Below are 11507 nucleotides of genomic sequence, written 5' to 3' on the forward strand. Positions count from 1 at the left end.
CTTTGGTGGCCGGCAGGAACCGGGTACCAAGCCCGGCCGCGGGGATGACAGCCTTGCGGATCCTGGGGTGGGACTGAGTCATGCGCGCCACCATATCCGGTACCAATGGGGAGAACCTGTGATCCCGGATCATCGATGCTCATATGAGCGCACTAGAGCGGTACGGGAGGGATCATTGAGTCACATCGGACCTGCGACCGGGCCCGACAAGCGGACGTTGCGGCGGGAGATCCTCGCGGAGAGGAACCGCTTGGCGGCGGACGACCTGCGGAAAGCCGCGGACGCGCTGGCCGAACGGGCGCTCGCGATGCCGGAGGTCGCGCGGGCGCACGCCGTGGCGGCATACGTCTCCATGGGCGCCGAACCCGGCACCCTCGCGCTACTGGACGCGCTGCGCGCGCGGGGGGTGCGTGTCCTGCTGCCGGCGCTGCTGCCGGACAACGACCTGGACTGGGGCGAGTACGCCGGAGAGGGCTCCCTGGCACACGTGCGGCACGGTGGCGGGCGGATGACCCTGTCGGAGCCCACCGGTGAGCGCCTGGGGCCGGACGCGGTGACGGACACCGACGTGGTGCTGCTGCCGGGCCTGGCCGTCGACGGGCGCGGCATACGACTGGGGCGCGGCGGCGGATCGTACGACCGGGTCCTCGCGCGCCTGGAGCGGGCGGGAGCGCGTCCCGCCCTGCTGGTGCTGCTGTACGGCTCCGAGGTCGTCGCGCACGTCCCTGCGGAACCGCACGACCGGCCGGTGGACGCGGTGGTCACGCCTTCGGGAGTGCGCAGGTTCGCATGACGGAAGTGGCCCCCACGCGCGCGTGGGGGCCACTTCCGGTCGGCCGTCAGCCGTCAACTGTCGACTCGGCCACGGCTACGGCTACGGCTACGGCTACGGCTTCAGCACCAGCGTGTCGCTCGTGCTCTCGTCGACCGCCTTCTTCGAGAAGGCCCAGGGCAGCAGCTCTCCGTCGGCCCACTTGTCCGTCTGGTCGGTGTAGTGGGCGCTGTAGGCGTGTCCGGAGGCACCGGTGAGGTTGATCCACCGCGACTTGTCGAGGTCGCCGAGGTTGACCACCATCCGCATGGACGGCACCCAGATCACCCCGTAGCCGCCGGCCGCGTTCCAGCCGGCGGCGTTGACCGCCGCCTCGCCGCCGCTGAGCTTCCACGGGCCTCGGTTGAGGGCGTACTTCAGGAAGCCGGGGCCCTCGGTGCCCAGGGTCTGGTTCTTCAGGAACAGGCGGTGCAGCCGGCCCCAGTTCCAAGTGTCGATGTCCTTACCGAGCTTGGCGGTCAGCTCCCAGCGGGCGTCGGTCATGGCCCGCTTGAACAGGTCGTCGCGGTTGTCGGCGCCCTTGCGGGTGCCGGAAGCGGGGGTCTTCCACCATTCGCTCTTGGGGTCGTCCAGCAGGGTGCGGACCACCTCGAACCAGCGGTCGCCGCCGTCGGGCTGCGCCTGGGCGGCGTCCCGCTGACCGCACTCGCGGACCTTGTTCGTCTCGTCCGCGGGGCCGGTGGTGTTGACCGGGTCTACCCACAGGCACTGGCCCTCGACCCGCAGTTCCTTGGGCAGCTTGTTGCCGAAGGCGAGCTTGAGGATGTTGCGCCAGACCGCGTTGAAGTACGCGGCGGCCGCCGAGTCGGCGTCCTGGGTGTAGTCCCATCCCTCCAGCAGCTTCTGCGCCTCGCGGACGTCCTTGTCCGCGATGTCGATCTTCAGCAGCTGGGGCACGAGCAGCTTGGCCATCTCGCTGCTGTTGTCCAGCTGCATCTGGCGCATGTCGTCGGTGGAGATCTTCCCGCCGTCCTTGATCTTCTGCTCGATCAGGGAGGTGATCCGTTGGCTGCGGGCGCCGTAGCCCCAGTCCGTGGTCAGCGTGTACGGGTAGTCGTCCTCGTCGATGACGGCCTGGTTGGCGGTCACGATGTACCCGCGCTCCGGGTCGTACTCGTACGGCAGCTCGTCCGGGTCGATGTACTCGCCGCTCCAGCGGTACTCGGAGCTCCAGCCCGGAGCCGGGAGGGAGCCGTCGTGGCCCTCGGCGCGCACCGGGATCCTGCCGGGCAGCGTGTAGCCGATGTGCTCGCTGTCGGCGTAGACCAGGTTCTGCGAGGGTACCTCGAAGAGCGCGGCGGCCTCGCGGAACTCGTCCCAGTTCTTCGCCCGGTCGATCGCGAAGACGGCGTCCATGGTGGAGCCCGCCTCCAGCGCGGTCCAGCGCAGCGCGACGCCGTAGCCGTCGCCGCGGTCGGGGGCGGCGGTGTCGACGGTGGCCTTCTTGCCGGTCTTCACCAGCTCGTCGTCGCGGTCGGACAGGAGGGGGCCGTTGTTGGTCTCCCGGACGACGATCTTCTTGGAGTCGCCGCCGGCGACCTTGATGGTCTCCTCGCGCGTCTTGAAGGGGACCACCTTGCCGTCGTACTGGTAACCCGCCCCGGTGATCTTCTCCAGGTAGAGGTCGGTGACGTCGACGCCGGAGTTGGTCAGGCCCCAGGCGATCTCCTGGTTGTGGCCGATTATCACGCCGGGCATGCCGGCGAAGGTGTAACCGGCGACGTCGTACTGGCACTTCTCGGAGACGGTGCGGCAGTGCAGGCCCATCTGGTACCAGACGGACGGCAGCGACGGCGACAGGTGCGGGTCGTTGGCCAGCAGCGGCTTGCCGGTGATGGTGTGCTCGCCGGAGACGACCCAGGAGTTGGAGCCGATGCCGTTGCCGTTCACGCCGACGGCGGTGGGCAGGTCGTCCAGGACCTCCTGGAGGGTCCCCAGTTGACCCTGCAGAGCGTTGCCCGTACCAGTGCCCGTGCCCGTGCCCGTGCCCGTGCCCGTGCCTGTGCCCGTGCCTGTGCCCGTGCCCGTGCCGGTCCCCGTACCCGTGCCGGATCCGGACGAGGAGTCCTCGTCGCCGCCGGACGTGCCGCCGCCGTCGAACGTTTCGGTGAGCTCGTCGTACTGGCCCTCCTGGACGATCGCCTTGTTCCGGCCGTACGGATACGCCGGGTACAGGTCGGCGATCTGCTTGGGGCCGAGGCGGCTGGTCATCAGGGCGCGGTCGATCTCGTCCTGCATGTTGCCGCGCAGGTCCCAGGCCATCGCCTTCAGCCACGCGACCGAGTCGACCGGGGTCCACTCCTGGGGCTCGTAGTCGTTGGTGAACCCGAGGGCGGCGTACTCCAAGGAGATGTCCTTGCCGTCCTTGCCCTTCAGGTAGGCGTTGACTCCCTTGGCATAGGCCTGGAGGTACTTCTTCGTGGAGTCCGACAGCTTCTCGTCGTACTCCTTCTTCGCCACCCGGTGCCAGCCCATGGTGCGCAGGAACTCGTCGTTCTCGACCTGGCCCTTGCCGAACATCTCCGACAGACGGCCGGAGGTCATGTGACGGCGTACGTCCATCTCGTAGAACCGGTCCTGCGCCTGGACATAGCCCTGCGCCATGAACAGGTCCTCGTCGGTGGAGGCGTAGATCTGCGGGATGCCGTAACCGTCGCGTTTGACGTCGACCGGCCCCGACAGGCCGTCCAGCGTGATCGATCCCTTTGTCTGCGGAAAGGACGCGCGGACGGTGCTGATGGACCAGTACGCCCCGTAGGCGAGGCCGCCGATGATGGCCAGGACCAGCACGAGGACGAGAAGGCGCAGTTTGCGCCCCTTCTTCCTGCCGGACTTGCCGGGCTGCTGACCCGTAGAGGCGGTGTTGGTGGGGGGCATCGCTGTCCTTGCTGTCCTAACACGAGCGGCAGGGGCGGGCTGTGCTTTGTACTGAACGCTGGAGCAACTGTAGGCGCAGGGCCCACTCCCCCTTGACGCGGAGTCGGGTACGGGCAGGCACAGGCGTTCGATCATGCCAAGGTGCGCGTCAAGAAAGCGTCAAGAGTTAGGTAAGGTAACGAAGTAGTTGTCCGCAGAGCACTGCGGTCTCGTGTGCCATGGGAGTACGCGGAGCGCGCCGGCGCGTACCGTGCGGGCGCGTTCGTCCGCGACGCGGCCCGTGCCGAGTTCCGTGCCGTGTTCCGTGCCAGGATCCATGCCGGAGTCCGTGCCGGGATCCGTGCTGTGCTCCAGGGAAGGGAAACGGCCGCTGACTGTCCACCACCTCAACCAGCTCCTGCTCGTCTGCTCGCTCGTCCTGCTCATCGCCGTGGCGGCGGTCCGGATCTCCTCGCGCAGCGGACTCCCCAGTCTGCTCGTCTACCTGGCCATCGGCGTCGCCATGGGCCAGGACGGCATCGGCGACATCCAGTTCGACAACGCCGAACTGGTCCAGGTCATCGGCTACGCGGCCCTGGTCGTGATCCTGGCCGAAGGCGGTCTCGGCACGAAGTGGAAGGAGGCGAAACCGGCCCTGCCGGCCGCCTCCGCACTGGCCCTGGCCGGAGTCGCGGTGAGCGTCGGCGTGACCGCGGCGGGCGCGCACTACCTGACCGGACTGGAGTGGCGGCAGGCGCTGATCGTCGGCGCGGTGGTGTCCTCCACGGACGCGGCGGCCGTCTTCTCGGTCCTGCGCAGGATCCCGCTGCCCTCACGCATAACGGGCATCCTCGAGGCCGAGTCGGGCTTCAACGACGCCCCGGTGGTCATCCTCGTGGTCGCCTTCTCCACGGCCGGACCGATCGAGCACTGGTACGTGCTGCTGGGCGAGATCGCCCTGGAGCTGGCCATCGGCGCGGCCATCGGACTCGCGGTCGGCTGGCTGGGGTCGCTGGGACTGAGGCACGTGGCGCTGCCCGCCTCCGGCCTCTACCCCATCGCCGTCATGTCGATCGCCGTCGCGGCCTACGCGGCCGGAGCCATGGCCCACGGCAGCGGCTTCCTCGCCGTCTACCTCGCGGCGATGGTCATGGGCAACGCCCGGCTGCCGCACTGGCCCGCCACCCGCGGGTTCGCCGACGGGCTCGGCTGGCTCGCCCAGATCGGCATGTTCGTGCTGCTCGGCCTGCTGGTCACCCCGCACGAACTGGGCGACGACATCCTGCCCGCCCTGGTCATCGGTCTGGTGCTCACCATGGTGGCGCGCCCGCTGAGCGTCGTGCTGTGCCTGGTGCCCTTCCGGGTGCCGTGGCAGGAGCAGGCCCTGATGTCCTGGGCCGGACTGCGCGGCGCGGTGCCCATCATCCTGGCGACGATCCCCATGGTGGAGGGCGTCACGGGCAGCCGCCGGATCTTCAACATCGTCTTCGTCCTGGTCGTCGTCTACACCCTGATCCAGGGGCCGACGCTGCCGTGGCTGGCCCGCAAGCTGCGCCTGGGCAAGGGGGACGAGGCCGCCGACCTCGGCATCGAGTCGGCGCCCCTGGAGCGGCTGCGCGGACACCTGTTGTCCGTGACGATCCCCGAGGGCTCGAAGATGCACGGCGTCGAGGTCAGCGAGCTGCGGCTGCCGACCGGGGCCGCCGTCACGCTGATCGTCCGCGACGAGACGTCGTTCGTACCGCTGCCGACGACGGGGCTGCGACGCGGGGACGAACTCCTCGTGGTCGCCACGGACCCCGTCCGGGACGCCGCCGAGGCGCGGCTGCGCGCGGTCGGCCACGGCGGCAAACTGGCCGGCTGGCTGGGCACCGAGGGCGCGAACGGACACCGTACGTAGGTGAACAGAGGAGGGATGCTCGCTCTGCGTGAGAGCAGCGCTCGCCCGCGTACGGCAGGCGTGCTCGCTTTCACAGGGTTGCAGCCCTCTTGATCCCTGTACGATGAATGTGGCACCTGATCGAACCAACTCTGCCTGACGCAGAGCTGGCGCGACCGTATGGCGGCCGGAACGCCCTCTTCGGCACCGACTCCGGCATCTACCGCAGTCCGCGCAAGAGGACAGCTCTCGGCGCTCCCGCACGGTGACAACCGCGAGGCGGACCGCGCTACCAGGCGGCAGAAAGGCACGGGCCGTGGCATCCACGGTCACCCCGTCGAAGAAGTCGCCGGAGAGGGAGCGGCACACCGCGCCCGGCTCCGCCCGCCCGGGATACGGGCAGCTGCTGCGCACCCGCGGCGCCTGGACGTTCCTGCTCCCCGGCTTCGCGGCACGCCAGCCGTTCGCCATGTTGACGCTGTCCATCGTGCTGCTCGTACAGCACACCTCCGGCTCCTACGGCGTCGCCGGCGCCGTCGCGGCCGTCACCGGCGTCGCCATGGCCGTGTTCGCCCCCTACAGCGGCCGGCTCGCCGACCGCTACGGGCAGCGCGCCGTCCTGCTTCCCGGCGTACTCGTCCACGCGGCGTCCGGTCTGACCCTGACCGCCCTCGCGCTCGCGGACGCACCCCTGTGGGTGCTGTTCGTGGCGGCCGTGCCCACCGGCGCCTCGGTGCCCCAGGTCGGGCCCATGGTGCGGGCCCGATGGGGCGTGAAGCTCAAGAACTCCCCGCTGCAGAGCACGGCGGCCGCCTTCGAGTCCGTCACGGACGAGCTGACCTTCGTCCTCGGCCCGCTGGTGGCGACCGCCCTGTGCACGGCCGTGGACCCGGCCGCGGGCCTGGTCACGGAGGCGGCGCTCACTCTGGTGGGCGGTCTGCTGTTCGCCGCGCAGAAGAGCACCCAGCCGGTGGTCGGCCGTGCCGACGGCGACCACGCGCGCGCGGAGCGCGTTTCGGCATTGCGCATCCCCGGGGTGCGCGTCCTGGTCGTGGTCTTCCTGGGCATCGGTTCCGTCTTCGGCGGCATGCAGGTCTCGCTGGCCGCGTTCACCGAGTCGATCGGCGAGCCCGGGCTGAACGGCGTCCTGTACGGCGTCTTCGCCGCGGGCAACATGCTCTCCGGCCTGGCCTGCGGCGCCATCGCCTGGAAGGTCGCCCCGCAGCGGCGCCTCCTGGTCGGGTACGCCGCCCTCGCGCTGACCGCGTCCGGCCTGTGGGCCGCGCACTCGGTAGTGGTACTGGCCGGTCTCGGCCTGCTCGTCGGCATGTGCATCGCGCCCGCCCTCGTCACCGGCTACACGCTGGTCGAGAGCCTGGTCCCGGCCGGCGCCCGCACCGAGGCCTTCACCTGGCTGACCGGCGCCGTGGCGCTCGGCCAGGCGGCGGCCGTGACCGTCTCCGGACAGCTGGAGGACCGGCTCTGGGACGGCGCCGGGTTCCTGGTGCCGATGGGCGGCACGGTGCTCGCGCTGGCGGTCCTGGTGACACTGCGTTCGCGGCTGGCGACCCACCCCCAGGGACGTACGGTGGCACGTGGCGTCGGTCACCGGGAGCACGCCGCAGTGGACTGATCCCGCGGAATAAGTCACTATGGACCGTCGTTAGCACTCATCGAGTGAGAGTGCCAGGAGGAAGACAAGTGCCGACGTACCAGTACCAGTGCACCGAGTGCGGCGAGGGCCTCGAGGCGGTGCAGAAGTTCACCGACGACGCCCTGACCGAGTGCCCGAACTGCCAGGGCCGCCTGAAGAAGGTGTTCTCGGCGGTCGGCATCGTCTTCAAGGGCTCCGGCTTCTACCGCAACGACAGCCGCGGCAGCTCGTCGAGCAGCACGCCCGCGAAGTCGTCGTCCTCTTCGTCGTCGTCCTCGGACTCGGGTTCGTCGTCCTCGGGTTCGTCGTCCTCGGGTTCGTCGTCCTCGGGTTCGTCGTCCTCGGGTTCGTCGTCCTCGTCGTCGAGCTCCGGCAGCTCCTCCTCAAGCACCACTGCCGCGTAAGGCTTTTTACGAGACCCCGTCGTCGCCCGACGACGGGGTCCTCGGCGTTTCCGGGGCGGCCGGCCGGCTGGCTAGGGTGCGGGCATGGCGAACATGGCGAACAAGGTGACTGCCGGGATCGGCGTGATCGGCGGCTCCGGCTTCTACTCGTTCCTCGACGACGTGACCGAGGTCGAGGTGGACACCCCGTACGGGCCGCCCAGCGACTCCCTCTTCCTCGGTGAGGTCGCCGGCCGACGAGTGGCCTTCCTCCCCCGGCACGGACGTGGCCACCATCTGCCGCCGCACCGGATCAACTACCGGGCCAACCTGTGGGCGCTGCGCTCGGTCGGCGTGCGCCAGGTCCTCGGCCCGTGCGCGGTCGGCGGTCTGCGCCCCGAGTACGGGCCGGGCACGCTGCTGGTGCCGGACCAGTTCGTCGACCGTACGAGGTCCCGGCCGTCGACGTACTTCGACGGGTTGCCCATGCCCGACGGCACGGTGCCCAACGTGGTGCACGTGTCGCTGGCCGACCCGTACTGCCCCACCGGGCGGGCCGCCGCGCTGAAGGCCGCGCGTGACCGGGACTGGGAGCCGGTGGACGGCGGCGCCCTGGTCGTGGTCGAGGGACCCCGCTTCGGAACCCGCGCGGAGTCCTTGTGGCACCGGGCGCAGGGCTGGTCGGTGGTGGGCATGACCGGCCACCCCGAGGCGGCGCTCGCGCGGGAACTGGAGCTCTGCTACACGTCGCTGACCCTCGTCACCGATCTCGATGCCGGTGCGGAGAGCGGCGAGGGAGTCTCGCACGAGGAGGTCCTGCGGGTGTTCGCGGCGAACGTGGACCGACTGCGGGGCGTCCTGTTCGACGCGGTGGCCGCCCTGCCGGCGGACGGGGGGCGCGACTGCCCGTGCGGGGCGGCGCTGGGCGGGATGGATCCGGGGATCGCATTGCCGTAGGAGCGGGAAGCGGGCCGGAGCGACACCTTCGGGTGGCGGGGTTCTCCACAACCGGTCGGTGACGCACGGGCTCCGGCGGGCTGCGGCGAGAGGCCTCATCGTGAGAGCGCAAGCCGATCCCTCGTCTCCTCGTCACAGGTGGTGGTCACCGTGTCCCGTTCCGCCGTTGCCTCTCCGCTGCCGCCCGGCACCGACGCGCCACCCACCTGCGAGGTGCCGCACTTCGACCCGGTCCGGGTGCGCGGCGGGCGTCACCGGCTGCACCGGCTCGTAAGCCACCGGCGGCGTGCCGTGGCCGTCGGGCTCGCCGTCACCGCCGCGGCGCTGGTGGCGGCGGGCCCGCACCCGGGGACCGGCGGACAGGACGCCCAGCGGGCCCGCGGGCATCCGCTGACCGAGCCGGTACGCAAGCGGCACGGCGGGCAGCAACTCGTGTCGGCGCCGGTACGGATCGCCGACGCGGGCACGGTGCGGCTGCTCGGGCCGGGCGACCGGGTCGACGTCGTGGCCGCCGGGGACGGCGGCGCGGGTGACACCTCCGTGATCGCGCGCGGGGTGCGGGTGACGGAGCTGCCGGAGCCCGTGGACGGGACGACGGCGGACGGGGCGCTGGTGGTGGTCTCGGTGCCGCGTGCCACCGCACACCGGCTGATCGGCGCGGGAGCCGCGTCCCGGCTGGCGGTGACGCTGTGCTGAGCCCGTCAAGTCATTCGTCGGAGGGACCTGATTGGACAGGACGGCCCAGCGCTGACGTAGGTTGCGGAGCGTTTTGTTCCACACCCGGTCCGTGCGAGACCTCGTCTCCCGCGACCTGCGCACATGAGGAGAGCCCCCGAGGTGAGCGAGAAGAACGAGCCGAGCGTCTGGCAGGGTTTCAAGGCCTTCCTGATGCGTGGGAACGTCATCGACCTGGCGGTGGCGGTGGTCATCGGCGCCGCTTTCACCAACATCGTCAACTCGGTGGTGAAGGGGGTCATCAACCCCCTGATCGGAGCGTTCGGCACCCAGAGCCTGGACAGCTACAGCTCCTGCCTCAAAGGCCCGTGCACCGGGACCGGCGACAGCGCGACGGGCGTGCGGATCCTCTGGGGCTCGGTGCTGGGTGCCACCCTCACGTTCCTGATCACCGCGGCCGTCGTCTACTTCCTCATGGTCCTGCCCATGGCGAAGTACCTGGCCCGGCAGGAGGCCCGTCGCAAGGCGAAGGAGAGCACGCAGGAGATCGTCGAGGTCTCCGAGCTGGAGGTGCTCAAGGAGATCCGCGACGCGCTGGTGGCGCAGCGCGGCTCGGGCCACGACCGCCCGTAGGCAGCAGCAACCGCGACGGCTGGGCGGCGGATGCCCGCGCGGCTCACAGGTGGTGGGGCGGCTTTTCGTCGAGGAAGCGCTTCAGGTCGGCGGCGCTGTCGCCCGCGGGCCGGTCGCCCCATCCGCGGTCGGTGTCGTCCGAGGTCTGCTGATCCAGCGGGTCGTCGAAGACCAGCGCCGGCCGGGGTGCGCGGGGCTCGGGGTCGGGGGCGGTGCTCATGGCTCCAGGGTACGGCCCGTCCCGCCGGGAGGTGCCCTTACGTGCGGCAGCGGGGCCCTGCGGCTCCCGTCGGCCGATGCCGCCGCACGGCTCCGTAGGCGCCGGCGTCGTCTGGACGAGACTGGGGCTATGACAGTTGACGCATTGACGGACGTCGCCGGTGTGCTGGTGGGGCATGCGACGCGCACCGGCGACGGGTGGCTGACGGGTACGACGGTGGTACTGGCGCCGGAGGAGGGGGCGGTCGCCGCCGTGGACGTGCGCGGCGGCGGCCCCGGCACCAAGGAGACGGACGCGCTCGATCCGCGCAACCTGGTGCAGAAGGTCCAGGCGGTGGTGCTGACCGGCGGCAGCGCGTACGGGCTCGACGCGGCGTCCGGAGTGATGGCCTGGCTGGAAGAACGGGGGCGCGGGGTGCGCGTCGGCCCGGATCCCGCGCACGTGGTGCCGGTGGTACCCGCGGCCTGTGTCTTCGACCTGGGGCGCGGGGGCGACTTCCGGGCCAGGCCGGACGCGGCCGCCGGGCGGGCGGCGGCCGAGGCGGCCCACGCCAGTACGCCGGGCTCAAGAGTGGCCGAGGGATGTGTCGGGGCGGGCACGGGAGCCGTGGTCGGCACGCTGAAGGGCGGGATGGGCACCGCGAGCACCGTGCTGGACTCCGGAATCACGGTGGCGGCGCTCGTGGTGGCGAACGCGGCGGGATCGGTGACGGATCCGGAAACGGGGGTGCTGTACGGGGAGTTGTTCCGGGGCGGACGTGTGGAGTACCCGGCGCCGGGCGTCCACGAGGCGGCGGGGCGGCGACTCGCCGAGGTCGCGGCACGGAACACCCCGCCCCCGCTGAACACCACGCTCGCCGTGGTCGCCACCGACGCGGACCTCTCCAAGGCCCAGGCGCAGAAGCTGGCCGGCACGGCACACGACGGCATCGCGCGTGCCGTACGGCCGGTGCACCTGCTCAGCGACGGGGACGCGGTGTTCACCCTGGCGACCGGAGAGCGTCCGCTCGACGCCGAGCAGCCGCTCGCGCTGAACGAGGTGCTGGCGGCAGGCGCGGACATGGTGACGCGCGCGATCGTGCGGGCCGTCCGGGCCGCCGGGCCGGTGGACGGACCGGGCGGGGCATGGCCGTCGTACGAGGAGCTCTACGGAAGGCCGCCCAGGGCCGGCTGACCGGACCCGAGCGACATCACCGGCCGGCACCGAGGCCGGCAGGACGACAACGTGACTGTCCCGAACACGGCCGTCCCGAACACGGCCGTCCCGGACACGGCCGTCCCGGACACACTGCCTCGACTCAACGGCTGCAACATGGCGTGGCACCAGTGGGTTGCCGGAAGCACGGTCCAACACCGTACTGAGCAGGGTCTTTTGATGGTTCGTCGGACCGTGCGAGAACTCCTCGCGCGGCCCGGCCG

Annotated in this window: 10 protein-coding genes; 8 read left to right on the top strand and 2 right to left on the bottom strand. The window is 71.0% G+C overall.

Annotation, left to right across the window (positions count from 1 at the left end; all coding sequences use genetic code 11):
* The first annotated feature begins 175 nt into the window (after positions 1-175).
* Positions 176-793: a 5-formyltetrahydrofolate cyclo-ligase gene (locus tag ABEA26_RS32605; protein WP_345597237.1), complete on the top strand. Its 618-nt coding sequence runs from the start codon at positions 176-178 to the stop codon at positions 791-793.
* A 93-nt stretch (positions 794-886) separates the two neighbouring features.
* Here the strand turns inward: ABEA26_RS32605 and ABEA26_RS32610 are convergent, their stop codons facing one another.
* Entirely contained in the window at positions 887-3709 is a 2823-nt protein-coding gene (locus ABEA26_RS32610) for a penicillin acylase family protein (RefSeq protein ID WP_345597238.1), read from the bottom strand.
* A 316-nt stretch (positions 3710-4025) separates the two neighbouring features.
* Here ABEA26_RS32610 and ABEA26_RS32615 point away from each other — a divergent pair, with 316 nt between their 5' ends.
* The 6 genes from ABEA26_RS32615 (at position 4026) to mscL (ending at position 9869) form a co-directional block, all read left to right on the top strand.
* On the top strand, positions 4026-5588 hold the full coding sequence (locus ABEA26_RS32615; RefSeq protein WP_345597239.1) for a potassium/proton antiporter: 1563 nt from the start codon (positions 4026-4028) through the stop codon (positions 5586-5588).
* A 295-nt stretch (positions 5589-5883) separates the two neighbouring features.
* Positions 5884-7200 carry an MFS transporter gene (locus ABEA26_RS32620; RefSeq protein ID WP_425587935.1) on the top strand — a complete coding sequence of 439 codons (1317 nt, stop codon included), beginning with the start codon at positions 5884-5886 and terminating at the stop codon, positions 7198-7200.
* Positions 7201-7268: 68 nt separating this feature from the next.
* Positions 7269-7625 carry an FmdB family zinc ribbon protein gene (locus ABEA26_RS32625; RefSeq protein ID WP_345597240.1) on the top strand — a complete coding sequence of 119 codons (357 nt, stop codon included), beginning with the start codon at positions 7269-7271 and terminating at the stop codon, positions 7623-7625.
* 93 nt (positions 7626-7718) lie between these two features.
* A complete protein-coding gene (locus ABEA26_RS32630) occupies positions 7719-8561 on the top strand; it encodes an S-methyl-5'-thioadenosine phosphorylase (RefSeq protein ID WP_345597244.1) in 843 nt (280 codons plus the stop codon).
* Positions 8562-8774: 213 nt separating this feature from the next.
* Positions 8775-9257, top strand: a complete 483-nt coding sequence (locus tag ABEA26_RS32635; protein ID WP_345597245.1) for a hypothetical protein — start codon at positions 8775-8777, stop codon at positions 9255-9257.
* A 141-nt stretch (positions 9258-9398) separates the two neighbouring features.
* Entirely contained in the window at positions 9399-9869 is a 471-nt protein-coding gene (mscL, locus tag ABEA26_RS32640; protein ID WP_279562601.1) for a large conductance mechanosensitive channel protein MscL, read from the top strand.
* A 43-nt stretch (positions 9870-9912) separates the two neighbouring features.
* On the opposite strand, the gene ABEA26_RS32645 is transcribed toward mscL, so the two are convergent.
* On the bottom strand, positions 9913-10089 hold the full coding sequence (locus ABEA26_RS32645) for a hypothetical protein (protein WP_345597241.1): 177 nt from the start codon (positions 10087-10089) through the stop codon (positions 9913-9915).
* 129 nt (positions 10090-10218) lie between these two features.
* On the opposite strand from ABEA26_RS32645, the gene ABEA26_RS32650 reads away from it, so the two are divergent.
* Positions 10219-11262, top strand: coding sequence for a P1 family peptidase (locus ABEA26_RS32650; protein WP_345597242.1), 1044 nt, complete (start codon positions 10219-10221; stop codon positions 11260-11262).
* Positions 11263-11507: the final 245 nt, after the last annotated feature.

The organism is Streptomyces marokkonensis, assembly GCF_039539045.1.
GTDB lineage: Bacteria > Actinomycetota > Actinomycetes > Streptomycetales > Streptomycetaceae > Streptomyces > Streptomyces marokkonensis.